We start from the raw sequence: 24,366 nt of genomic DNA, 5'->3' as shown, positions 1-24,366 counted from the left end.
CATGCGCCCCGTGGCCCCGCCTTTCACCGCTTCCTTCCCGATTCGCTCCCTCGCTGACGTTCGTCGCCTCGAAGCCACGCCGCTCGAAGAAGCGGTCACCGTCCGCAGCACCTACGAGATTTTCCGCAACTCCGCTGCGGCCTATGGTGCGCAAACCGCACTGACGTTCCTGCGCGACGCCGACCCCGAAACCCCGCCGATCCGCTGGACCTACGCGCAGCTGCTGGCCGGCATCCACCAGACGGCCAACCTGCTGCACGCGCTCGGCGTCGGCCCGCAAGACGCGGTCGCCGTGCTGCTGCCCGGATGCCTCGACTACCACCTCGCGCTCTGGGGTGGCGAGGCGGCCGGCATCGTGCAGCCGCTCAATCCGCTGCTGACCGACGAGAAGCTCGTGTCGTTGATGAATGCGGCCGGCGCCAAGGTGTTGATCGCCTACGGATCGGATGCCGAATCCGGCATGTGGTCCAAGGCGATGCGTTTGCGCACGCAGGTGCCGACGCTCGTGAAGGTGCTGCGCGTCGCGCCGCACGACGAGCCGGCCGATGCCGCGATCGACTGGCCCGAAGGCACCGCCGACTTCGCCGCGTTGCGCGCGACGCAGCCCGACGGTCGGCTCGTGAGCGGGCGCGACATCGGCCCCGACGACATCGCCGCGTACTTCCACACCGGCGGCACCACGGGCGCGCCGAAGCTGGCGCGCCACAGCCACCGTGCGCAGGTGTTCACCGCGTGGGCCTGCGTCAAGCTGCAGCAGCTGACGAACACGGACGTGACCATCAACGGCTACCCGCTGTTCCACGTGGCCGGCGTGCTGCCCGCCGCGCTCGCCGCCATGTCGGCCGGTGTCGAAACCATCATGCCGACCACGTCGCAGCTGCGGAACAAGGCGGTGGTCGCGAACTACTGGCGCCTGGTCGAGAAGTTCCGGCCGACGTCCCTGTCGGCCGTGCCGACCATCCTCGCCGCGCTGGCCAACGTGCCGCTGGCCGGCGCCGACATTTCGTCGATCAAGTACTGCCGCACGGGTGCCGCGGTGTTGGCGCCGGAACTCGCTGCGCGCTTCGAACGTCTGTTCGGCCTGCACGTGCACGAGAGCCTGGGCATGACCGAGATGGCCGGCATCTCGACCGTCACCCCGCCCGGCGTGAACGGGCCGGCCGGCTGCGTCGGTTTTCCGTTGCCCTATGCGCAGATGAAGATCGTGGCGCTGGACGAGCAGGGCGGTGCGAGCGACCGCGAACTGCCGCCCGGCGAGCACGGCATGGTGCTGTTCAAGTCGCCGAATGTGTTTTCCGGCTTCCTCGATTCCGCCGACACTGCCAAGGCCTTCACGCCGGATGGCTGGCTGGCGACCGGCGACATCGGCTGGGTTGACGGCGAGGGGCGGCTCCACCTCACGGGCCGCTCGAAAGACCTCATCATTCGCAGCGGCCACAACATCGATCCGAAGACGATCGAAGACGCGCTCGGCGCGCACCCCGCGATTCAGCTCAGTGCGGCCGTCGGCGCGCCTGACGCCTATGCGGGCGAGTTGCCGGTGGTGTTTGCCACGCTGGTGCCCGGCGCCTCGGTCGACGAGGCCGAATTGCTGGCCTTCGCATCGGCGCGCGTCGACGAGGCGCCGGCCCGACCGAAGTGGGTGACGGTGATCGAGCACATGCCGATGACCAACGTCGGCAAGATCTACAAGCCGGAGCTTCGCGCGCTGGCCGCCGCGCAGGTGGCGCGTGCGCTGGTCGCCACGGCGTGCACCGAGGCGGGCCTCGCGCAGGCTGCGTGGCCGCACGTGCAGAGCGACGAGCACCAGGGCGTCACGGTGCGTTTCGGCGGGGCGGTCGAGCCCGCGCTGGCGCAGAAACTGGCGCAGGCATTGGCATCGCTGCCGGTCAAGACACGCGTGCTCGGCGCGGAGTAGACCGCATATAGACCCTATACGGGTGCTGAAATTGCGGCGGCCCCGGTGCTGCATTACGCTGGCGGCCACGATGAAAAAAGCCTACCGCGCCGCATTGCTCCGCTTCGACCCCGAGGGTCGAGCGCTCTACGACGAAGACGGCCTGCTGGTGGTCGGGCCCGATACCGAAGGCCGCCAGCGGGTCATTGATGCCGGCAGCCATGCCGCCGTGGCGCCGCACCACGTCGACGTGGCGGTCACCGATCTGCCCGGCCGCATCCTCGCGCCTGGCTTCATCGACATGCACATCCACTTTCCGCAGACCGACATCATCGGCGCGCCGTCGGAAGGCCTTCTGCCCTGGCTCGAGAACTACACCTTTCCGGCCGAGAGCCGCTTCGCCGATCCAGCGCATTCGGCGGAGGTGGCCGAGGTGTTTTTCGACGAACTGATGCGCAACGGCGTGACCACGTCGCTCACTTTTGCGACCTCGCATCCGGCGTCTGTCACCGCGTTTTTCGAGAGTGCGCAAAAACGGCAGCTGCGGATGATCACGGGCAAGGTGCTGCAGGACCGTCATTCGCCGGACGGCGTGCGCGACAACACCGAGCAGAGCCTGGTCGACACCGAAACCCTGATCCGCCGCTGGCACAACGTCGATCGGCTTGGCTACGCGATCACGCCGCGCTTCGCCCCCACCAGCACCGACGCGCAATTGCAGGGTGCCGGCGAGCTGGCGGCGAAGTATTCCGATACCTGGATTCACTCGCACGTCGCCGAGAACAAGGACGAGGTGGCGTGGGCGCGCGAGCTGTTCCCCCAGGCGCGCTCGTACCTCGACGTTTACACCGGCTTCGGTCTGATGCGGGAGCGCGCCGTCTACGCGCATTGCATCCACTTCGACGACGCCGACCGCCAGCTCATGCGCGAGACGAAAACGGCGTCGGCCGTCAGCCCGACCAGCAACCTGTTCCTGGGCAGCGGCTTCTTCGACTTTGAGGGCGCGGACCGCGTCGACTACCGCTACGGGCTGGCGAGCGATGTGGGCGGCGGCACCAGCTTCAGCCCCTTCGCGACCATGCTCGCCGCCTACTACGTGGGCCGCGAAGGCCAGACCAAGCCGGGTGTCAGCATCGCGCCGTCGCAGCTCTGGTGGCGCCACACGGGCGGCGCCGCGCGCGCGCTGGGGCTTGAAGGCGTCGTCGGCAATCTCCAGCCGGGCTGCGAAGCCGACTTCGTCGTGATCGACCCGAAGGCCACGCCGCTGCTCGCGCGCAAGACGGCGCTGGCGACGAACCTCGAAGAACTGCTGTTCGCAATGATCGTGCTCGGCGACGACCGGCTGATCGAGCGCGCCGTGATTTCGCAGGCGCTGCCGAACTGATCGGAGGTCGCCGGTTCGGCGCTGCCTAAAATGGCGGCCCGAGAAGGACACCCCGACATGAGCATTAAAAGTGACAAGTGGATCCGGCGCATGGCCGAGCAGACCGGCATGATCGAGCCGTTCGAGCCGCGCCAGGTGCGCGAAAGCGATGGTCACAAGATCATCAGCTACGGGACTTCGAGCTACGGCTACGACATCCGCTGTGCGCCTGAATTCAAGGTGTTCACCAACATCCACAGCACGGTGGTCGACCCGAAGAACTTCGACGAGAAAAGTTTCGTCGACATGCACGGTGACTTCTGCATCATTCCGCCCAACAGCTTCGCGCTGGCACGCACCGTCGAGTACTTCCGTATTCCGCGCAACGTGCTGACGATTTGCCTCGGCAAGAGCACGTATGCCCGCTGCGGGATCATCGTCAATGTGACCCCGTTCGAGCCTGAATGGGAAGGCTACGTGACGCTCGAGTTCAGCAACACGACGCCGCTGCCCGCCAAAATCTACGCGGGCGAGGGCTGCGCACAGGTGCTTTTCTTCGAAAGCGACAAGGACGATGTCTGCGAGGTTAGCTACAAGGACCGCGGCGGCAAGTACCAGGGCCAGCAAGGTGTGACGCTGCCGAGGGCCTGACCGACCGCCGCGCCCCGTTCCTACAGGGGATTGCGTTGGGCGCTACCGAGTCGGCTTCTCCGGCACCCGCATGCTTTCGCCTGAACCGCGCACTGGCGCGCTCCAAGGAAATCACATGACCAGCTGGGATCACGGCGGCGACCGGGCCCTCTCCCCCTTTCAAAAATTGCTCCTCGCCGCGCTGGTCTGCGCGGTGATCGCGCTTGCGGCCAGCATGGCGCTCGTCGCGCGATCGCAAGTTCAAAAAGCCGAGCTGCGCGCGGCGGCCGAGGCGACGGCGCAATCGAACGCGGTTCCGGGGTATGCCGGCGCGGCGAATCGTGGCTCCAACGCGATGACGGTCGGTTACACCGCCAGCCGTTGACCCGGTACCATCGCGCGACCGCCGGCTTGCAGCCGGCAAGGAGAGTGGCATGAGATGGGAAGGCAACGAGCAGTCGGACAACGTCGAAGACCGTCGCGACAGCGGTGGCGGGGGGGGTGGCGGCGGCTTCATCGGTGGGCGCAGCATCGGCATCGGAACCGTGGCGGTCGCCCTGATCGCGGGGTGGGTGTTCGGCATCAATCCGCTGACCGTTCTTGGCCTGTTGAGCGGCGGCAGCCCTGCCCCCCAAGTGCAGCAGCAGGGGCCGGCCCATGCGCCCCCACCGAGCGACCGCCAGGCCGCTTTCGTCTCGACGGTCCTGAAGAACACCGAAGTGGTATGGACCGACCTTTTCAGGCAGAACGGTGGTACCTACCACGCGCCGAAGCTCGTGCTGTTCCGCGGCGTGACGCCGACGGCCTGCGGCACAGGCCAGGCGGCCATGGGCCCGTTCTACTGCCCCGGCGACCAGAAGGTCTACATCGACCTGGCGTTCTACGACACGCTGAAGAACCAGCTCGGCGCACCGGGCGAATTCGCGCAGGCTTACGTGATCGCGCACGAGGTCGGCCACCATGTGCAGGACGAACTCGGCATCACCGCCAAGGTCGACGGCATGCGGGGCCGCCTCAGCCAGACGCAGAACAACGCGATCAGCGTGCGGGTCGAGTTGCAGGCCGACTGCTTTGCCGGCGTGTGGGCGAACCATTCGCAGGAATCCAAGAAGTGGCTCGACCCGGGCGACATCGAAGCCGCCATGAATGCCGCGCAGAAGATCGGTGACGACGCGTTGCAGCGTTCGGCGGGCCGCGCGGTGGTGCCTGACAGCTTCACGCATGGCTCCAGCGCCCAGCGCCAGAAGTGGTTCGGAGCGGGTTACCAGAGCGGCAGCATGAGTTCCTGCGACACGTTCAACGCCAAGACCCTCTGAGAAAAAGGCCGCGCGCCGGAGGGTGTCATCCAGCCGTCACTGCCCTTTTTTCCGGCAGTGCGACAATAGAGGGCTTAATGACAAGCTCTTTTTCCAATCTTTCGCTGGCGGAACCGCTGGCGCGCGCCGTAGCCGAAATGGGCTACGAGACCATGACACCCATCCAGGAGCAGGCCATCCCGGTCGTGCTCTCCGGGCAGGACGTGATGGGCGCCGCGCAAACCGGCACCGGCAAGACCGCCGCTTTCGCGCTTCCGCTGCTGCAGCGAATGATGGCGCACGAGAACACCTCCACTTCGCCGGCGCGCCATCCCGTGCGTGCGCTGGTGCTGCTGCCGACCCGCGAATTGGCCGTGCAGGTCGCGCAGCAGGTCGAGCTGTACGCCAAGTACACCAACCTGCGCAGCGCGGTGGTGTTCGGCGGCATGGACATGAGGCCGCAGACCGTCGAGCTCAAAAAGGGCGTCGAAGTGCTCGTCGCCACGCCGGGCCGGCTGCTCGACCACATCGAAGCGAAGAACGCGGTGTTGAACCAGGTCGAGTACGTGGTGCTCGACGAGGCCGACCGGATGCTCGACATCGGCTTTTTGCCCGATCTGCAGCGCATCCTGAGCTACCTGCCGAAGAAGCGCATCACGCTGCTTTTCTCGGCCACGTTCTCGCCTGAAATCAAGCGACTGGCCGGCAGCTACCTGCAGGACCCGGTCACCATCGAAGTGGCGCGGCCGAACGAGACCGCCTCCACTGTCGAACAGCATTTCTACAGCGTGGGCGACGACGACAAGCGGCGCGCACTCAAGCAGATCATCCAGCAGCGCGGCATCACGCAGGCTTTCGTCTTCGTGAACAGCAAGCTGGGTTGTGCCCGGCTGGCACGCTCGCTCGAACGCGAAGGCCTCAAGACCACCGCGCTGCATGGCGACAAGAGCCAGGACGAACGCCTGAAGGCGCTCGACGCGTTCAAGAAGGGCGAGGTCGACTTGCTCGTCTGCACCGACGTCGCGGCGCGCGGCCTGGACATCAAGGACGTGCCGGCGGTCTTCAACTTCGACATTCCGTTCAACGCCGAAGACTACGTGCACCGCATCGGCCGCACTGGCCGTGCCGGTGCCTCGGGTCTGGCGGTGAGCTTCGCGAGCGGCGGCAACGATGCCCGGCTCGTCGCTGACATCGAAAAGCTCATCAAGAAAAAGATCGAGCTGGAAGCCGTCGAGTTCGCAGAAGACATGCCGCGCGGCCGCATCAACGACGGCCGCCGCCATTGGCGCGAAGAAGGCGAAGCCGGTGACGCACGCGATGTGCTCGACCAGCCACGCGAACGGGCCGAGCCACGACCCGTGCGCGGCAGCAGTGCCGGTGGCGGCGGACGGCCGCACCGCGCGCCGTCGGCGCCGCGCGATCCGTTCTTCGACCAGCCCTACGAAGCGGGCCAGCCGAATCCGGAAGCCACGCCGGCCTGGGAAGCGGCCGCCAAGGGCGCACCGGCGCGTGGCATTTCCGCCAACATCAAGACCAAGCGGAAGGTCGCTGCGCTCTTCAAGACCAGCGAATCGAGCTGATCGCCCGCACCGTCAGATGACGGTGCAGTGGTGCGTGCCGTCGCGTGCCAGCTGGTCGACCAGGCTGAACTCCCAATCCAGGTACGCCTGCATCGCCCGCGCGGCGCATCGGTGCCTTCGTACGGTCGGCGATAGCGGTCGCTGCGCGGCGTGGCCAGTCGGGTGTCGATACTTTCTTCCGGAAGGCCGGCGGCAAACCAGACGGCTTTGCCCCCGTTCTCGCAGGTGCGCACGTACCGCTCGGCGCGCGGAACCACATCGAGCGCCTGCGCCAGCTGCGCGCGGACCACGACCCCTGCGCCGGGGATGTGGCGCCTCGCGTCGAGCTCGAGCCGCGAGAGCGGCAGGTTGGCGGCCCACAGCGGATGCGATTGCGCGTACGGATCTTCTTCGCGCAGGTCGATCAGAGCGATCTCGTCGCGTGCCGGCAGGCGTGCGTGCACGTCGGTCCGGGTCGGTGTAGGAAGGGTCATGCGGAGACAGGAAGTTCGATGAGGGCAGCGTGAGGCGCGGCGACGCGATCAGGCGCCGGGCGCCTGTGCCTGCTCGCACTGCACCTCGATGTGCTCGCGATCGTCGAGCGTGGCGCCGATGCGCGCGGCGCTGAGGCAACCGCCCCAGACGCAGCCGGTATCGGTCGAGATCAGATCGGGCCGCGAGAGCCAACCGAGCGTCGACCAGTGGCCGAACGCGACGGTGGCGTCGGCGGTCTGGCGGCCCGGCACGTCGAACCACGGCATGAAGCCCGCGGGCGCCGTGTCGGCGCCTTCCTTCGCATCGAAATCCATCGTGCCGGCGGCATCGCAAAAGCGCAGCCGCGTGAGGGCGTTGACGATCACGCGCAGGCGCGCGGCCCCGTGGAGCGCGTCGTCCCACGCCGCAGGCTCGTTGCCGTACATCGTCAGCAGGAACTCGCCGAGCGCTGGGCCGCGCAGCACCGATTCGACCTCGGACGCGAGCGACAGCACTTCGCCCAGCCCCCACTGCGGCAACACGCCCGCATGCACCATGAGCAGGTCGCGCCCGCCGATACGCCGGTGCAGCGCCATCGACTGGTGGCGCAGCCAGTCGAGCATGGCCTCGCTGTCGGGCGCCGCGAGCAACGGCGCCAGCGTGTCCTTGCGGCCACGTCCGCGCGCGCCGTGCGCCACGCCGAGCAGGTGCAAATCGTGGTTGCCGAGCAGGCTGCGCGCCGCATCGCCGAGCTGGTGCGCGCGGCGCAGCACGGCCGCAGAATCCGGCCCGCGGTTGACCAGGTCGCCGAGCAGCACGAGCTGGTCGCGGCTCGGGAGAAATCGATTTTTTCCAGCAGGCGCCCGAGCGCGGCATCGCAGCCCTGCACGTCGCCGATCAAGTAAAGTGACATTCCCTCATTCTCTGCTTCGTTCATGGACGTTTTTCTGCTGGCCTTGTTGACGACGCTCAACGCGTTGTTCTCCATGTCCGAAATGGCGCTTTCCACCAGCCGTCGTGCACGGCTCGCCGCCATGGCCGAAACGGGGGATGCCGGCGCCGCCGCGGCGCTGAAACTGATGGAAGACCCGACGCAGTTTTTGTCGAGCGTGCAGATCGGCATCACGTCCATCGGCATGCTGAGCGGCATCGTCGGCGAGGCGGCATTCGCGGCACCGCTCGCGGTGTGGATGGAAGAGTCGGGACTTCGCGCCGGCACGGCGAGCATCGCGTCGACGGCGGCGGTGGTCGCCTGCATCACCTTCTTCACGATCATCTTCGGCGAGCTGGTGCCCAAGCGCATCGGGCAGCTGTATCCCGAGCCGGTTGCGCGTTTCGTGGCACGGCCGATGCGCTGGCTGGCCAAGGGGGCCAAGCCGTTCGTGCTGCTGCTGTCGGGCGCGACTGCCGGCATCCTGAAGCTGCTGCGCATCGACACCAACTCGGCGCGCGTGGTGACCGAGGAAGAAATTTCGGCCAGCCTGGAAGAGGGCGTCGATGCCGGCCTCATCGAGCTGCACGAGCACCAGATGGTGCGCAACATTTTTCACCTTGACGACCGTCGGCTGTCGTCTCTGATGATTCCGCGCATCGACATCGAGTGGCTCGAAGCCTCGGGCACGGTGGCGCAGAGTCTGCAGACCGTCACAGCCGCCGGTGCGCTCAATCTCGTGCATTCCTGGTATCCGGTGTGTCGTGGCTCGCTCGACGACGTGGTCGGCGTGATCAGCGTCGCGCATCTGCTGCGCCTCGGCCCGGCACACGACGGCACCATCGAAAGCGCGGCGCAGCCGGCGTCCTTCGTGCCCGAAACGCTCACCGGCATGGAACTGCTCGAGCAGTTCCGAGAACGCGCGGGGCGCCTCGTCTTCGTGGTCGACGAATACGGCGTGGTGCAGGGGCTCATGACGCCGCGCGACCTGCTCGAAGCCATCACCGGCGAGCTGCAGCCCGGCATGCAGACCGACGCCTGGGCGACCCAGCGCGCCGACGGCGCCTGGGAACTCGATGGCCTGATGCCCGTGTCGGAACTGCGCGCGCGACTGGCAATCCGGGAGCTGCCGGAAGAAGAGCGCGGGCGCTACAACACCGTGGCCGGTCTGGTCATGGCGGTGTCGGGCCACATGCCCGAAGCCGGCGACAAGATCGAATGCGCAGGCTGGGAGTTCGAAGTCGTTGCGCTCGAAGGCCGACGCATCGACCGCATCGTCGCCGTGCCGATGGAAGGCACCGCCGGGCATCAGCCCGTGGCTACAGAAGGCTCTCGCTGACGAACGGGAACACGAGCCTGATCCCGAAGTCGACTTCGGGATCGCTCGTGTAGATCTTCTGGGCATCGTTCACCGAGCGCAGGTCCATGTTCATTGAACCCACGAATGTCGTGTCGCGGTCGCGCACGATCAGCTTGGAATGCGAACGGCCAATCGATGTGTGCAGCGCCGCGCTGATGAACGAGTCGTTGCGCAGCTGGCCCGAGTCGATCTCTTACAGATCGACGCCCATCTTCAGCATATCGACGCGATAGCGCCCGTAGGCCGCGCTCGCGTAGGGTTCGTCGTTCGATGCCAGCGAGTTGGTGATGACCTCGATGCGCACGTCGTTGTCGATCGCGGCCCGCAGGCCGTTCATTCCGGGTTTTCCCGGAACGAAGTAGGGCGAGCCGATCACCACCTCGGCCTTCGCGCCGGCGATGGCCGTGCCCACGCGTGCAGTCACCGTGGCAGACGCGCAATGCCTTCCTCACCGACGTCGCCCTGGAAGACTTCGACCGCATCAGCCGCACCGTGCCCGCCATCGCCAACATCCGTCCGAACGGCACCAGCGCCTACCTGATGGAAGATTTCGATTGCGCAGGTGGCTTGCCGGCCTTGATGAAGCGCCTCGAACCGCACCTGCACCTCGACGAGTTGACCGTGAGCGGCCTCACCGTGCGCGGCAATCTCGAAGGCGCGCAGGTCTACAACGACGACGTGATCCGCACCCTCGACAACGCGGTCTCCAACGAAGGCTCGCTGGCGATGCGCAAGGGCAATCTCGCCCCCCGACGGCTGCGTCATCAAGCCCAGCGCGATGAGCGAGAAGTTCCTGCAGCACAGCGGCCCGGCGGTGGTGTTCGACGATTGGCCATCGGCGGCAATCTGGCGCTGGTGAAGACGGGCGACATTGTCGGCGTCGACGTGCCGAACCGCCGTATCCATCTCGATGTGAGTGACGATGAGCTGGCGCGCCGCCGCGCCAAGTGGACGCCGCCTGCGCCGCGCTTCGAGCGCGGCTATGGATGGATGTTCAGCGAACACATCCTGCAGGCCGATCAGGGCTGCGGCATGGACTTCCTGCAGACGCAGTTCGGCGCGACGGCGGGGGAGCCGGACATCTTCTAGAGGCGATGGGTTCGATTGCCGCATTCCGGCGCCTGGCACCACAATGGACGCCTTATGCCCCACATCCTCGCCCTTGCAGTACTCCTCGGCCTGTTCAGCGCGACTGCGGGGGCGCAGGTCATCCGCTGCGTCAACGCAGCGGGCAACGTGAGCTATACCGACCAACAATGCCCGTCAAACGCTCGCGAGTCCCGGCAGGTGCTGGGCGCCGAAGCCACTACGCCGCAGCCGGAGCCCGTGCGCCGCGCCGCTGTGCCAGAGGTTGTGGCGCCGGCCCCCGCTCCGGCGCGCGCAGGCCCCGGCCCGGCCGAACAGCGCGCCGTCGCCGATCGCGCCGATGCGCAGCAACGCGAGTTCGCCCGGCTGCAGGAGGCAGAGCGGGTGCGCGAGACCGAACGGGTGCGTGAAATGGAGCAACTGCGCCGCGCGGAGGACTACACGAGAAACAATCTCGGCGGTTATCCCTACCCGGGCACCATCGCCCCGCGTGCGCCGGCAGGGCTGCAGGACATGCGTCCGCAGATCCGCAACTGCGACGCAGGCGGTTGCAACGACACGCAAGGCAACACCTACAACCGGTCTTCCGGCGCGCTGGACCGCTACCGGAGCATCGACGGCAAGAACTGCCGGCCGGTGGGCACCACGGTGGTCTGTCAGTAGCCGGCGCGGCCGTTTACTTGCGGCAATCGCCGCCGACGGAAACGCTGCCGTCCTTGCACTCGGTCAGCATGGGTTCGCTGCGCGGGCGCGCTGCCCCGGCATCCGCCACAGCGCCGCCTTCGCGCACGTAGACGATCTTCTTGTTGCCGAGCTCGCAACTGCCCACCACCTGCCCGCTGGCCGGCGTGTTGGCGTCGACCGTGGTCACCGTGAAGCGGGTGACACCGGCCGCGCCGATCTTCGCTTCGATGTCGGCGCGCAGGGTCTCACAGGAGGTCGCCGCGCCTGCGGTGCCGGCAGCCAGGAAGGTGAGAGGAATCAACCAGAGTTTCAGCATGGGCGGGCAGTCTAGCCCCGCATGAACCTGATCGTGTTGTGGGATGCAACAGCGCTCAGTTTGCTATTTTTTTTTGATAGCTGGCTGGGCCCGTGGAATAAGCGCTGAGACCACTTTTCTCTTGCATTTTCGCTCGGGCCAACGCTCAGCGCCAATCCGCCAGCGGCACCTCGATCCACACCGCGCGTGCCTGAGCGATCAGGCGGCCATTGCCGCCGTAGACCGCCGAACCGGCCGAGCGCTTGCGACCCTCGTGGCAGAGCGGCCAGCCGGTGACCACGCAGCGCTCGCCGGGTGATGCCGAGCCCTCGATCGACACGCAGAACTCGCCGAGGACCATGCTGAGCCCTTCGGGCAATGGCAGCACCGAGAAGCCGCTGGTGCAATCCAGCGCGGCCCACAGGAACTCGCGTCGCACCACGCCGTCTGCGTCGGCGAGCGATGCATCGGGGAGCCACGGGGCGCCGACCACGCCATCACCGATCGCGCCGGGCAGGATGCGCAGGCCGTCGCCCGCTGCGCGGGCCGGCCCGCAAACAAAGCAGTGTGGGAACGGGTGCTGGCGAGCGCCGAGGAAGCGATGGCTGGCGGCTTCGACTTCTTCGTAGGAGGGGGCAGCGGGCGGCTGCATCGTCAGCGCGGAGCCGTGGGCCTCGCCGATCAGTGTCGCGCCATCGAAGAGCTGTGCGCTGTCGCAGCCGGATTCGAGGCGCAGCGGCGTGTCCAGCGGCGGCGGTGCCCTCAGGCGGACGCTGACGGTGCCCGGCAGGCGGTCTGCAATACGGCCGCAGACATAGCCACCATTGCCCGAGCGTGGCGGGCCCTGGAAGCGGTGCGAAACGGTGAGTGAGTCGATGTGCATGGCTCGCGAATCTGCGTGAGGCGCGAGGGCGGGTCAAGCAGGCAAGCGACTTGACGCCGGCAACACGACGCTCAGAGAAAAAGCAGCAGGTACTGCGATTTCGTCGCAGTTGGGGCCGCTGCCGCCGCGGTCGATCACGACGAAGCTGGCCCGCCTTTGCGTGACGACCAGCGGATGCCGCTCCAGCATCCCGACCCGCAAAGGCAGCGCATAGCGTTGCGTCTCGAAGATGTTGATCAGCACACGGCCATCTGCCGGCCCGAGATCGCATGGGGCAGTACGGACTGACGTTTTGGATGCCCAGCCTGATTCGCCAGTCGGGCGTTTTCGGCGCGTTGAATATCGGCCAGCTGACGGCCGTGCCTTTCGCCGTCGCGATCTGCTCAATGCTGCTGGTGAGCCGCAGTTCCGACCGCATGCGCGAACGCCGCTGGCATCTGATCGTGCCCTTCTGCTGCGGTGCAGTCGGCCTCGCGCTCAGCGCGATCTTCAGCAAAAACGTTTACCGCTCGCTGGCCGCACTGGCGCTCGCTGCAGGCGGAAGCCTTGCCACCTCGCCGCTTTTCTGGAGCCTGCCGACGGCGATCCTGTCGAGCGCGGGTGCCGCGGCAGGTATCGCGTTGATCAACTCGTTTGCCAATCTGGCCGGGTTCGTGAGCCCCTACATGATCGGCCTGATGAAGGACGCAATACAGAGTACCGACATCGCCCTGTTCGTGCTGGCCAGCGTGCTCCTGTTCGGCGCCTTTTTGACCTACACGGTGCCGGCGAAGCGGGTCAACAAGTCGGATGGGCGGGCGCTGCGGGTCGCCATAAGATTTTCCTTTGCCCCGCACAAAGTCCTCGCGCCCGAACGACGTATGACGAGCACGTGAGGATCATCGAAGCGCTGGGCGTCGGCGATCCGTCGCTCGCGCAACAGGCCATGACCCAGCACATCGTTCAGGCAGCTCAGCGCGCGGGCGTGCATTTTCCGACCGGACTGCGCAATTCTTCGCCGAACGCCTGAGCCGGCTTCCGCTGCATCGAGGATCCAGCCGCGGCCCTGCTGGCCGTGTCGCGCAAGTGATGGCGGCTATCGCCCGCCTTTGGCACGCTGGCACGCTCTCAAACCATCAAGGACCCCAGCATGTCGGACCAACTCAGCGGCAAGATCGCCATCATCACGGGCGCCGGCTCGGGCATCGGTCGCGCCGCGGCGCTGCGCTTTGCCGCGGAGGGCGCCAAGCTGGTGCTGGGCGACAAGACCGAAGCGGTGCACGAGACCGCGCGCAGCGTGATCGAGGCGGGCGGCCAGGCGGTCGCGCTGCAAATGGACGCCGGGCTGGAGTCCGATGTGGCCCGCCTGGTGGCCACGGCGCTGGAGCGTTACGGCCAACTGGACGTGGCCTTTGCCAACGCCGGAATCTCCGGCGGCAGGGACGGCATCTTCGACTCGACACCCGAGGCCTGGACCGAGGTACTGCGCGTCAACCTGATCGGCCCGTGGCTGATGGTCAAGCACGCCGGCAAGGTGATGGCCGATGCCGGACGGGGGGGCTCGATCATCTGCACCGCGTCGGTCGCCGGCATCCGTTCGGGCGCGGGCGGGCCGTCCTATTCGGCGTCCAAGGCGGGCGTCATCAATCTGGTGAAGGTCTCGGCCCAGCAACTGTGCGAGACCAATGTGCGCGTCAACGCGATCTGCCCGGGCCTGACCGAAACCGGCATGACCAAGCCCACCTTCGACTACGCCACCGACAAGGGCGTGACCCACAAGATCGGGCGGCTGAATCCGCTGCGTCGCGCCGGGCAGCCCGAAGAGCTGGCGCAGGTGGCACTCTTTCTGGCGTCCGATCAAAGCAGCTATGTCAACGGCCAGGCCATTGCAGTGGACGGCGGACTGTCCAGCTCGCACCCGGTGACGCGGCAGATGCCCGGTCAGACGGCGGTGTGAGCGTCTGCCGCGCCTGACCCTCATCCCGAATCATTGACTCACAACGCATTGGAGACATTCCATGGACCTCAGTTATTCCGCCGAAGAACTGGCATTTCGCGACGAGGTGCGCGGCTGGTTGGACGCCAACCTGCCTGACGACATCCGCGACAAGGTGACGGGCTACAAGGGCCTGTCCAAAGAAGACATCCTGCGCTGGCACAAGATCCTGGCCGCCAAGGGCTGGTCGGTGCCGCATTGGCCCGAAGAATGGGGCGGCACCGGCTGGGACATTACGCAGCGCTACCTGTACGAGGAGCAGTTCGGCCTGGCCGGCGCGCCCACGCTGCCACCGTTCGGCCCCAGCATGTGCGCATCGGTGCTGCTGCGCTTCGGCACGCCCCAGCAAAAAGAGCGCTTCCTGCCGCGCATTCGCGAGGGCGATGACTTCTGGGTGCAGGGCTATTCCGAGCCCGGCGCCGGCTCTGACCTCGCCGCGCTGAAGACGCGCGCTGTGCGCGATGGCGATGTCTACCGTGTCACCGGCCAGAAGATCTGGACCACGCTGGGCCAGTATGGCGACTGGATCTTCTGTCTGGTGCGCACCGATCCCACTGCGGAAAAGCGCCAGGAAGGCATCAGCTTCCTGTTGATCGACATGAAGACGCCCGGCATCACGGTGCGCCCGCTGATCCTGATGGACGGCGGCCACGAGGTGAACGAAATCTTCTTTGATGACGTGGCCGTGCCGGTCGAGAACCTGGTGCACGAAGAGAACAAGGGCTGGACGGTCGCCAAGTACCTGTTGGGCCACGAGCGCATGGGCTCGGGCAGCGTGGGGGCTCGCGGCGTGAGATGGTCACGCTGAAGGCGCTGGCCACGCGCGAGCTGAAGAACGGCAAGCCGCTGATGGCCGACCCGCGTTTTCGCGACAAGCTGTCGCGCGTGGAGATCGAACTCGACGCGCTGGAACTCACGTCGATGCGCTTTCTGGACAAAATGCGCCGCAGCGGCCAGCCGCCGGGCGCCGACGTGTCGATGCTGAAGATCCGCGGCACCGAGGTGCAGCAGATGATCACCGAGCTGATGATGCAGGCCGCCGGGCCCATGGCCCAGCCGTTCAAGGCGGTGGACGACGGCGCCATCGATCACTTCACCTCGCGTCTGTCGCCGCGCTATTTCAACTTCCGCAAGGCCAGCATCTATGCCGGCTCCAACGAGATCCAGCGCAACATCATCGCCAAGATGACGTTGGGCCTGTAAGTCGTCGATCCAAGGACACCCAATGAATTTCGAACTCAGCGACGAGCAGCAGCAACTGGCCGACTCGGTGCGCAAATACCTGACCGCCAACTACGGTTTCGAACAGCGCCAGGCGGTCATCGCCTCGGTCAACGGCCAGAGCGATGCCGTCTGGCGCGCCTTTTCCGAGATGGGCTTGACCGCCATCGCATTGCCCGAGGCCGATGGCGGCTTTGGTGGTGGCGCGATGGACCTGCTGGCCGTGATGGAGGCCTGCGGCGAAGCCCTGGTGGTCGAGCCGCTGCTGGACAACATCGCACTCGGCGGCCGTCTGGTGGCGCGTGCCGGCAACGCAGCACAGCGCGCGGCCGTGCTGCCAGGCCTGATCGACGGTTCGGCCACGCTCGCCTTCGCCTACCTGGAGCCGGGCCGCCGCTACGAACTGGCGCCCGAAACCACCACCGCGCGCAAGAGTGGCGACGGCTGGGTGCTGGACGGCGCCAAGAGCGTGGTCGTCGGCGCGGCGTCGGCGACGCGGCTGATCGTTTCGGCCCGCACCGACGCGGGCGCCAGCCTGTTCATCGTCGATCCGCGCACGGCCGGCGTCTCGCTGAATCCGAGTCGCGCCGTCGACGGCCTGCGCGTGGCCGACGTGACGCTGGTCGGCGTGGCATTGGGTGCCGATGCGCTGCTGGGCACTGTGGGCGGCGCGATGCCGCACGTCGACGAGGCGGTGGACTTTGCTACCGCGCTGCAATGCTCTGACGCCATCGGCGCGATGCGCCATGCCAACGAGGCGACGCTGGAATACACCAAAACGCGCAAGCAGTTCGGCGTTCCCATCGCGTCGTTCCAGGTGCTGCAGCACCGCATGGTCGAGATGCTGATCTGCTTCGAGCAGGCGCGCTCGATGGCGGTGCTGGCGGCGTCCAAGGTCGATGCAGGCGGGGATGCGAACGCGCGCCGCCGCGCGGTCTCGGCCGCCAAGGTCAAGATCGCCGACGCCGCCCGCCAGATCAGCCAGGAATCGGTGCAGTTGCACGGTGGCATGGGCATGACCGAGGAATTGAAGGTGTCGCACACTTTCCGCCGCCTGACGATGATCGGCCAGCGCTTCGGTGACGCAGACCATCACCTGGAGCGCTACGCGACGCTGGACTGATCTGGATTCGGTTGTCCGTACCGATTCTTTGAACTCAAGGAAAACCCTTGGATTCAAGTGTCACCCGGTAGACTGCCAGTGACAAGATGCGCGCACATACTTGATGTATGAATGCAGCGCTTCCTTCGACAACACCCGCCGGTCTGGAGTCCATCGACGCGGTCATCGCGCTACTGGCCGACGTCGGCTACATCGCGACCCGCCAGATCGCCACGGCGGTCTATCTGGCCCACCATCTGCGCAAGCCGGTGCTGATCGAAGGACCGGCAGGAGTCGGCAAGACCGACCTGGCCGTCTCGATCGCCCGCGCCTTGAACCACGAACTGCTGCGCCTGCAGTGCTACGAAGGTCTGGACGACAGCAAGGCGCTGTACGAGTGGAAGTACGGCAAGCAGTTGCTTTACACGCAGATCCTGAAAGAGAAGATCGGCCTGCTGGTCGACGACGCCGACACATTGACGGGCGCCTTCGACAAGCTGGCTGGCTTTCAGGACCTTTTCTTCTCGCGCGATTTCCTGGAGCCGCGCCCGCTGCTGCAGGCCATGGAGCAGCCCGGCGGCAGCGTCTTGCTGATCGACGAGATCGACAAGTCCGAAGAGGCCTTCGAAGCCCTGCTGCTGGAAGTGCTGGCCGACTACCAGGTGACGATTCCCGAGATCGGCACCATCCGCGCGCAGGTACCGCCGCTGGTCGTCCTGACCTCGAACAACACGCGCGAGCTGGGCGATGCGCTCAAGCGCCGCTGTCTGCATTTGCACATCGGCTTTCCCGACGCGGCGCTGGAGCAGCGCGTGTTGCGTGCGCGCGTGCCGCGCATCGAGGAGCAGTTGCTGGCGCAGCTGGTGGCTTTCGTCCAGGCGCTGCGGGCCGACAACATCCGCAAGCCACCGTCCATCGCCGAGTCGGTGGACTGGGCGCGCACGCTGCTGCTGATGCACGCCAACGTGCTGGATGAATCGCTGGTGCGCGACACGCTGGGCGTGCTGCTCAAGCGCGAGACCGATATCCGCGAAGTCGACTCCCGTCTGGGTGCTATGACGCAGGCCGCGCTCGCTGGCGCAGCGGCCCGCTGACGCCCGGCCGCGTCGATGGACAGCATCCTCACCGGCTTTGTGCGCGCGCTGCGCGCCGCAGGGGCCGAGGCGTCCCCGGCCGAAGTCATTGATGCGGCCCGCGCCGTGGCACTGATGGGCTATGCCGATCGCGCCAACCTGAAGGCCACGCTGGGCGTGGTGCTGGCGAAGTCCGAGGAAGAGAAACAGATTCACGATCAGGTGTTCGATCTGTACTTCGGCGCGCCGCGAGCGACAAGCCGCCAGCGTGCCGCGGGCGAGGGCGGCGAGGGCGCCCGCGCGCGCACGGGCGACGCGCAGGTCGATGCCTTGCTGGACCTGGCCACCCTCCAGGCCGATGGCCAACCCGGCGATGCTTTGCGCGTGGCGCTGTCGCGCGCTGCCACCCACGCCGGCGTGGACGAGATTCGCTTTGCCACGCAGTCGGCCTACTTTGCGCGCCAGACGCTGGACGCGTTGGGTGTCGCGCCGCTGGAGGCGCGGCTGGCGCAGCGCATGGTCGAGTCCGGCGCCGATGCGCAGGCGGAGGCACGCCTGCTCACCGGCGCGCGCGACGCCTTGCTGCACCAGGCGCGGGCGCTGGTGCAGCAGCGCTTCGCGTTGTTCGGCCAGCCGGCCACCGAAGCCTTCATGAACGAGGTGGCCGTGACCCGCGTGCTGGGCCGCATGGCGCCGGCCGAGATGGAGCGCATGAAGATCGCGGTGGCGCGCATGGCCCGCAAGCTGGCCGCCCGTCATTCGCGCCAGCAGCGGGTGCAACTGCACGGCCAGCTCGACCTTCGCCGCACGATGCGCGCCAACGCCGGGCATGACGGCGTGCCCGTCACGCTGGCCTGGAAGCACCGCCGCCGCGACAAGCCGCGCATCGTCGTGGTGTGCGACGTGTCGGCCTCGGTGGCGGCACATGTGCGCTTTTTGCTGCTGTTCCTGTACGCGCTGCACGATGCCGTGGGCGACCTGCGCAGCTTTGCCTTTTCCCATCGGCTGCAAGACGTGGCCGCGCCGCTGGCGTCGCTGCCTTTCGACGACGCGATGACGTTGATCCTCAAAGAGGTGGGCAACGGCTCCACCGACTACGGCCAGGCCTGGGTCGATCTGCACGATCGGCACTGGGACGCCATCGACCGCCGCACCACGGTGATCGTGCTGGGCGATGGTCGCAGCAATGGCTCCGATCCGCGCCTGGACCTGTTTGCCGAACTGGCCGGCCGCGCCAAGCGCGTGGTGTGGCTGTGCCCGGAACCGGAGGGCCGCTGGGGCAGCGGCGACAGCGCGATGCTGCGCTACCACCCCTACTGCACCAGCATGTCGTACTGCGCCACTGCCGCCGACCTGGAACGCACGCTGGACGAAGCCCTCGAGGCCTACCACTGACATGACCCAAGCAATCCAGAAAACACCACCGACCACGGCTTTGACCACGCCGTCCTGCACGCCTGGCTCACGCAACATGTGGACGGCTTTGCCGGCCCGATGACGGTCAGCAAGTTTCCGGGTGGCCAGTCCAACCCCACCTACAAAATCGACACACCGGGCCGCAGCTACGTGATGCGCGCCAAGCCCGGCCCGGCCGCCAAATTGCTGCCGAGTGCGCATGCGGTGGAACGGGAGTACACGGTGATGCAGGCGCTGCAGGGCAGCGGCGTGCCGGTGGCACGCATGCTGGCGCTTTGCAGCGACGAGGCCGTCATCGGCCGCGTGTTCTTTGTCATGGAGTACGTCGAAGGTCGCGTGCTGTGGGACCCGGCGCTGCCTGGCATCCCCCGCCGAGCGCACCGCCCACTACCGCGAAATGAACCGCGTCATTGCGACGCTGCACACGGTGCCGGTGGCCGAGCGCGGGCTGACCAGCTTCGGCAAGCCCGGCAACTACCTGGAGCGGCAGATCAGCCGATGGGGCAAGCAGTACCAGGCTTCGATCACGCAGCCCATTCCCGAGATGGACGCCCTGTTGGCCTGGTTGCCCGCGAACATTCCGGCCAGTGGGCGCGGTGAGGCGGCCTGCGTCGTGCATGGTGACTATCGGCTCGACAACATGATCTTTCACCCGACCGAGCCCCGCGTGCGGGCGGTGCTCGATTGGGAGCTGTCCACGTTGGGCCACCCGCTGGCCGACTTCAGCTACCACTGCATGGTGTGGCATGTGGAGCCGACGCAGAACCGCGGGCTGGAGGGACTGGACCTGGCCGCGCTGGGCATTCCCACGCTGGACGAGTACATGGCCATGTACTGCGCCAGCAGCGGCGTAAGCACACCCGACGTGCTGCGCGCCGACTGGTCGTTCTACATGGCCTACAACCTGTTCCGCCTGGCTGCCATTGCGCAGGGCATTGCCAAGCGTGTGGAGGCCGGCACCGCCTCCAGCGCCCAGGCCAAGGCCGCAGGCGCCAGCGCCGCACCGCGCGCCGAGCGTGCCTGGGGATGGGCCCAACAGGCCCATGAAGCCTGACGTCGATTTCCTGCGAAACACACCGATGCCTACCTATCGCCCCGGGCGTTGCTGCCCGACGACCAACCCGGCCCCTGGAGTGAGCCGGTGGCCATCAGCTACACGCAGCGTGACGTGCTGCTGTACGCGGTGGGTATTGGCTGCAGCGATCTGCGCCATGTGTACGAGCGGCAGCCGCAGTTCGCGGTGTTTCCCACCTTCGCGATCCGCTGGGGTGGTGCGGGCCTGACGCTCGATGCCAACGCGTTGCCGCCGTCGCCCGGGCCGTTGTTGCTGGACGCCGAACGCCATCTGGCGTTGCTGGCCCCGCTGCCGCTGGAAGGCACGGTACAGGTCCGTTCACGGCTGCTGTCGGTGCACCCGCGCCCGCGCAATGCCGCGTTTGCCGAGGTCGAGTCGGAAGTCATCGATGGCACCGGCCAGGTCTGTGTGCGCATGGTCAGCGGGTCGTTCCGGCGTGGCGTGGCGGCACTGGGCGACATCGAGCCCTTCGAGGGTGCGGGCATCGGCCGCTCGACCAAGATCGTGGTGCCCGAGCGTGCGCACGAGCTTGACCTGTCGGTCCCTATCGCCGTCAACCAGGCGCACGTCTATCGGCTGTCGGGCGACGACAACCCGCTGCACATCGCGCCCGAGGCGGCGGCGTTCGGCGGCTTTGCCCAGCCCCTCCTGCACGGCCTGTGCACTTACGGCCATTGCGGCCAGCTGCTACTGGCCGCGCTGTGCGGCGGCGATGCGGCGCGCTTTGGTTCATTGACGCTGCGCTTCTCGTCGCCGGTGTACCCGGGCGACACGCTGCGCCTCGTCGGCTGGCACGACGGCGCGGGCCGACTGATCTTCGAAGGCCGCGTCGGCGACAAAACCGTCGTCTCCAATGCCAGCTTCACCTACCACTGAACCTAACCTCTTCACAGGAGCACCTGATGGCTGCACCGATGACTCGCGCCGAGGCCATTTCGGTCCTCACGGCGGCCGATATGCCCTACGCGCTGGAGGATGCCACCGTGGGAGGGCGCCGGGTCAGGGTGTTTGCCAACGCCCCGTCCTCGCTGCGGGCGCTGTACGAGTCCACCGCCAGTGCGCTGCCCTTCTGGTCTACCAGGACGAGCGGCTGAGCTTTGCCGAGGCTTGGGCCGCCGCAGGCCGCATCGGCCATGTGCTGGTGCACGACTGCGGCGTGCGCCGGGGGATCGGGTCGCGATCGCGATGCGCAACTACCCCGAATGGGTTCTGGCCTTCTGCGCCATCACCAGCATCGGTGCGGTGGCCGTGGCCATGAACGGCCACTGGCAGGCCGAAGAGCTGCTCTATGGCCTGCAGGACAGCGGCGCCAATGTGGTGCTGGCCGATGCCGAGCGCGTGACGCGGTTGGTGCAGCCGGCGGTGCGCGCGGCCTTGCCGCAGTTGCAATGCCTGGCGGTGCGCACGACCGAGTTGCCCGCGGGCGTACGGTCGCTGCAGGCGCTCACCGAAGCCGCGGGCGACGTCGCCATGCCAGCGGTCGATATCGGGCCTGACGACTACGCCACCATCCTCTTCACCTCGGGCTCGACCGGACACCCCAAGGGCGTGGTCTCGACGCACCGGAACATCCTGGCCGCGCTGCTGTCCTGGGAACTGGACCGGGAAATCGGCGAGCGTGTCGCCGGGCTGGAGCCGGCGCCCGTCGAGCAGCCCGGCACGCTGCTGGCGGTGCCGTTGTTCCATGTCTCGGGGCTGCACACCTCCTACCTGGCCGGCTACCGCGCCCAGCGGCGCATGGTGTGCATGTACCGCTGGGACCCCGAAGTCGCGGCCGAACTGATCGACCGCGAGCGCCTGACCACGGTGGCGGCACCCGCCGCGATGACCGGCGACCTGGTGCGCGTGGCGCAGCAGAAGAAGTACAGCCTGGACAGCCTGATGTGGGTGGGCGGCGGTGGTGCACCGCGTGCGCCGGAGCAGGTGCGCGAGATCGCCCGGAGTTTCGGCCAGGCCCTGCCCGGCACCGGCTGGGGCATGACCGAGACCAACGCCATCGGCGCCGGCATTGGCGGCGAGGACTACCTGAGTCGTCCGGCCAGTTCGGGCCGCTGCTCGCAGGTGCTGGAACTGAAGGTGATCGACGAACTGGGCAAGGCCCTTCCGGCCGGCGAGCGCGGCGAGCTGTTGGTGCGAGGCACCTCGATGTTTCCCGGCTACTGGAACCGGCCCGAGGCCAACGCGCAGTCCTTCATCGACGGCGACTGGTTCCGCACCGGCGACGTGGCCTACCTGGACGACGAAGGTTTTCTGTTCATCGTCGACCGCATCAAGGACCTGATTATCCGCGGCGGCGAGAACATCGGCTGTGGCCAGGTCGAGGCCGCGCTGCTGATGCATCCCGATGTGCACGAGGCCGCTGTCTATGCGGTGCCTGACGAGCGCATGGGCGAGGAGGTGGGTGCCACGGTGCACGGCTCGCCGAACCTGGATGTCGAGGCACTGCGCGCATTCCTGGTCGCGCACCTGGCGCGCTTCGAGATCCCGCGCTTTATCCACGTTGCCGCGGAGCCGCTGCCGCGCACGCCGTCGGGCAAGATCCTGAAGCGTCAGATCAAACAGACCGCACTGGCGGCACTCCTGGGCAGCGCAGCGGGCATGTGACCGCACCCGTCCACGTCCTGGCCAGTCGCTTCGTCGACGCGCCGATCACGCCGACGCTGCTGCGGTTTGCGCTGCCGCTGCTGGCCACCAATTTCCTGCACGCGGTCTCCGGGACCTGGGCCGCGATGTGGGTGGGTCAGGTGCTGGGGCCCAACGCGCTCACGGCCGTCACCACGGCCAGCGTGCTCATGTTCATGCTCATGGGCGCCGCGATGGGTATCGGCACCGCGGCGGGCGTGGCCATCGCCCAGTCCCTGGGAGCCGGCGACATCGATGCGGTCAAGCGGGTCACCGGTTGCGCACTGGCATTCGTGATGGGCTTCTCGGTCGTCGTTGCGGCGGCCGGCTGGTGGTTGTCTCCGGCCATCATCCACGCCCTCGGCACACCGGCCGAGTCGCGCGACTTTGCCGTGGTGCACCTGCGCTTCACCTCGCTGTCGATGCCGGTCATCTTCACCTACCTGGTGATGGTGATGATGATGCGCGGCGCTGGCGACTCGCGCACACCGTTCAAGTTCACGCTGGTGTGGATCGGGTTGTCAATGGCGCTGGTGCCGGCCCTGCTGACCGGCTTGGGTGGCCTGCTGCCCGGCATGGGCATTGCCGGCGCGGGCGTGGGCAGCCTGCTGGGTGCGGCGGGCGCGCTCGGCGCGCTGACCGCCTATGTGTACCGCCGGCGCCTGCCCATCGCGCTGCATGGCGATGACATCCGTCACCTGCGCCCGGAGCCGGCGCTGCTGATGCTGATGGTGCGGCGCGGCGTGCCCGTGGCGCTGGAGTCCATCGTCACGCAGGGCGCTTACTTCGTGCTGCTGGGCCAGGTCAACACCTATGGCGCCGCTACCGCAGCGGCCTACAGCGGCGCGGCGCAGTTGTGGACTTTTGTGCAGATGCCGAGCAACGCGCTGGCCGCGTCGATGTCGGCGATGGCGGCCATGAACATCGGCGCCGGCCGCTGGCCCCGCGTGGAGCAGATCGCGCTGCGCGGCTGCCTGACCAGTTTGGCCGTCTCCATCGCAGCCACGCTGCTGATCTACGGCTTGGGCGCTGGCTTCGACGACCTGCCGTTGCGCCTATTCATCCCGGCGGGCGGCGAGGTGCTGGCGCAGGCGCGCAACATCAACTTCATTGTGCTGTGGGGCTGGATCGCGTTGTCGATCACGATGGGCCTGTTTGCCGTGGTGCGCGCCAACGGCGCGATGCTGGCGCCGATGCTGATCTTCTTCATCACCATGTGGGGCTGCCGTGTACCTTTTGCGCTGTGGTTGAAGCCCTGGCTGGGCGAGGCCGCCATCTGGTGGAGCTTTCCGTTCGGCAGCATCACCTCGGCGCTGATCGCCTGGGGCTACTACCGCTGGGGCTCGTGGCGGCGGCGGCCGCTGATGCTGACGCCGCTGGCCGCCACCACCGTGGCGGCCAACGCCCACTTGGGAGAGTAAGACG

Annotated in this window: 20 protein-coding genes and 7 pseudogenes; 21 read left to right on the top strand and 6 right to left on the bottom strand. The window is 67.3% G+C overall.

Going from position 1 to position 24,366, the window contains the following annotated elements:
• Position 1: 1 nt before the first annotated feature.
• The 6 genes from AX767_RS04175 to AX767_RS04150 all read left to right on the top strand — a co-directional run bounded on the left by AX767_RS04175 (position 2) and on the right by AX767_RS04150 (position 6,765).
• Complete coding sequence (locus tag AX767_RS04175) at positions 2-1,918, top strand: acyl-CoA synthetase (RefSeq protein ID WP_068628886.1); 1,917 nt, start codon at positions 2-4, stop codon at positions 1,916-1,918.
• A 70-nt stretch (positions 1,919-1,988) separates the two neighbouring features.
• Positions 1,989-3,281, top strand: a complete 1,293-nt coding sequence (gene guaD / locus AX767_RS04170; RefSeq protein WP_068628884.1) for a guanine deaminase — start codon at positions 1,989-1,991, stop codon at positions 3,279-3,281.
• A gap of 57 nt (positions 3,282-3,338) precedes the next feature.
• The gene (gene dcd / locus AX767_RS04165; protein WP_068628882.1) at positions 3,339-3,911 is read left to right on the top strand and encodes a dCTP deaminase; all 573 of its coding nucleotides are present in this window, start codon (positions 3,339-3,341) and stop codon (positions 3,909-3,911) included.
• 115 nt (positions 3,912-4,026) lie between these two features.
• Positions 4,027-4,275, top strand: a complete 249-nt coding sequence (locus tag AX767_RS04160; RefSeq protein WP_156480955.1) for a hypothetical protein — start codon at positions 4,027-4,029, stop codon at positions 4,273-4,275.
• A gap of 49 nt (positions 4,276-4,324) precedes the next feature.
• Positions 4,325-5,206: a KPN_02809 family neutral zinc metallopeptidase gene (gene ypfJ / locus AX767_RS04155; protein ID WP_068628878.1), complete on the top strand. Its 882-nt coding sequence runs from the start codon at positions 4,325-4,327 to the stop codon at positions 5,204-5,206.
• Positions 5,207-5,283: 77 nt separating this feature from the next.
• Positions 5,284-6,765: a DEAD/DEAH box helicase gene (locus tag AX767_RS04150; protein WP_068628876.1), complete on the top strand. Its 1,482-nt coding sequence runs from the start codon at positions 5,284-5,286 to the stop codon at positions 6,763-6,765.
• Between the two features lie 12 nt (positions 6,766-6,777).
• Here AX767_RS04150 and AX767_RS20905 read toward each other — a convergent pair.
• Positions 6,778-7,082, bottom strand: a pseudogene (locus tag AX767_RS20905) (rhodanese-related sulfurtransferase); the annotation flags it as partial.
• Between the two features lie 204 nt (positions 7,083-7,286).
• Positions 7,287-8,131, bottom strand: a pseudogene (locus AX767_RS04145) (symmetrical bis(5'-nucleosyl)-tetraphosphatase).
• Positions 8,132-8,153: 22 nt separating this feature from the next.
• Between AX767_RS04145 and AX767_RS04140 the strand changes: the two are divergent.
• Positions 8,154-9,488, top strand: a complete 1,335-nt coding sequence (locus AX767_RS04140; RefSeq protein WP_068628874.1) for a hemolysin family protein — start codon at positions 8,154-8,156, stop codon at positions 9,486-9,488.
• 214 nt (positions 9,489-9,702) lie between these two features.
• On the opposite strand, the gene AX767_RS04135 is transcribed toward AX767_RS04140, so the two are convergent.
• Positions 9,703-9,933, bottom strand: a complete 231-nt coding sequence (locus AX767_RS04135) for a phospholipase D-like domain-containing protein (RefSeq protein WP_156480954.1) — start codon at positions 9,931-9,933, stop codon at positions 9,703-9,705.
• A 32-nt stretch (positions 9,934-9,965) separates the two neighbouring features.
• On the opposite strand from AX767_RS04135, the pseudogene AX767_RS04130 reads away from it, so the two are divergent.
• Positions 9,966-10,598: pseudogene (locus AX767_RS04130) on the top strand (dihydroxy-acid dehydratase domain-containing protein); the annotation flags it as partial.
• Positions 10,599-10,652: 54 nt separating this feature from the next.
• On the top strand, positions 10,653-11,258 hold the full coding sequence (locus tag AX767_RS04125) for a DUF4124 domain-containing protein (RefSeq protein WP_068628867.1): 606 nt from the start codon (positions 10,653-10,655) through the stop codon (positions 11,256-11,258).
• A gap of 13 nt (positions 11,259-11,271) precedes the next feature.
• On the opposite strand, the gene AX767_RS04120 is transcribed toward AX767_RS04125, so the two are convergent.
• From AX767_RS04120 to AX767_RS04110, 3 genes are all read right to left on the bottom strand, one after another.
• Positions 11,272-11,595 carry a DUF1161 domain-containing protein gene (locus AX767_RS04120; RefSeq protein WP_068628865.1) on the bottom strand — a complete coding sequence of 108 codons (324 nt, stop codon included), beginning with the start codon at positions 11,593-11,595 and terminating at the stop codon, positions 11,272-11,274.
• Positions 11,596-11,740: 145 nt separating this feature from the next.
• Positions 11,741-12,457, bottom strand: a complete 717-nt coding sequence (locus tag AX767_RS04115) for a hypothetical protein (RefSeq protein WP_068628864.1) — start codon at positions 12,455-12,457, stop codon at positions 11,741-11,743.
• A 33-nt stretch (positions 12,458-12,490) separates the two neighbouring features.
• A complete protein-coding gene (locus AX767_RS04110; protein ID WP_068628862.1) occupies positions 12,491-12,700 on the bottom strand; it encodes a hypothetical protein in 210 nt (69 codons plus the stop codon).
• A 26-nt stretch (positions 12,701-12,726) separates the two neighbouring features.
• Here AX767_RS04110 and AX767_RS04105 point away from each other — a divergent pair.
• From AX767_RS04105 to AX767_RS04055, 12 genes and pseudogenes are all read left to right on the top strand, one after another.
• Positions 12,727-13,242 (top strand): annotated as a pseudogene (locus AX767_RS04105) (MFS transporter); the annotation flags it as partial.
• A gap of 71 nt (positions 13,243-13,313) precedes the next feature.
• Positions 13,314-13,466: pseudogene (locus tag AX767_RS21240) on the top strand (FadR family transcriptional regulator); the annotation flags it as partial.
• A gap of 120 nt (positions 13,467-13,586) precedes the next feature.
• Entirely contained in the window at positions 13,587-14,393 is an 807-nt protein-coding gene (locus AX767_RS04100) for an SDR family NAD(P)-dependent oxidoreductase (protein WP_068628860.1), read from the top strand.
• A 61-nt stretch (positions 14,394-14,454) separates the two neighbouring features.
• Positions 14,455-15,635 (top strand): annotated as a pseudogene (locus AX767_RS04095) (acyl-CoA dehydrogenase family protein).
• Positions 15,636-15,657: 22 nt separating this feature from the next.
• Positions 15,658-16,776: an acyl-CoA dehydrogenase family protein gene (locus tag AX767_RS04090; RefSeq protein WP_068628858.1), complete on the top strand. Its 1,119-nt coding sequence runs from the start codon at positions 15,658-15,660 to the stop codon at positions 16,774-16,776.
• Positions 16,777-16,883: 107 nt separating this feature from the next.
• Positions 16,884-17,849, top strand: a complete 966-nt coding sequence (locus tag AX767_RS04085) for an AAA family ATPase (protein WP_068628856.1) — start codon at positions 16,884-16,886, stop codon at positions 17,847-17,849.
• 15 nt (positions 17,850-17,864) lie between these two features.
• Positions 17,865-19,223: a vWA domain-containing protein gene (locus AX767_RS04080; RefSeq protein WP_068628855.1), complete on the top strand. Its 1,359-nt coding sequence runs from the start codon at positions 17,865-17,867 to the stop codon at positions 19,221-19,223.
• Positions 19,224-19,262: 39 nt separating this feature from the next.
• Positions 19,263-20,298, top strand: a pseudogene (locus AX767_RS04075) (phosphotransferase family protein); the annotation flags it as partial.
• Between the two features lie 87 nt (positions 20,299-20,385).
• Positions 20,386-21,195: a MaoC/PaaZ C-terminal domain-containing protein gene (locus tag AX767_RS04070; protein ID WP_168164801.1), complete on the top strand. Its 810-nt coding sequence runs from the start codon at positions 20,386-20,388 to the stop codon at positions 21,193-21,195.
• 26 nt (positions 21,196-21,221) lie between these two features.
• Positions 21,222-21,413, top strand: coding sequence for a hypothetical protein (locus AX767_RS21515; RefSeq protein WP_168164800.1), 192 nt, complete (start codon positions 21,222-21,224; stop codon positions 21,411-21,413).
• 91 nt (positions 21,414-21,504) lie between these two features.
• The gene (locus tag AX767_RS04060) at positions 21,505-22,923 is read left to right on the top strand and encodes a class I adenylate-forming enzyme family protein (RefSeq protein ID WP_068628849.1); all 1,419 of its coding nucleotides are present in this window, start codon (positions 21,505-21,507) and stop codon (positions 22,921-22,923) included.
• Positions 22,920-24,362, top strand: a complete 1,443-nt coding sequence (locus AX767_RS04055) for an MATE family efflux transporter (protein WP_068628847.1) — start codon at positions 22,920-22,922, stop codon at positions 24,360-24,362. The genes AX767_RS04060 and AX767_RS04055 overlap by 4 nt, the downstream gene beginning before the upstream one ends.
• Positions 24,363-24,366 lie beyond the last annotated feature (4 nt).

This window comes from Variovorax sp. PAMC 28711 (assembly GCF_001577265.1).
Taxonomy (GTDB): Bacteria; Pseudomonadota; Gammaproteobacteria; order Burkholderiales; family Burkholderiaceae_C; genus Variovorax.
The sequence above is the reverse complement of the archived record's forward strand: the minus strand, read 5'-3'. Positions and strand labels throughout refer to the sequence as shown.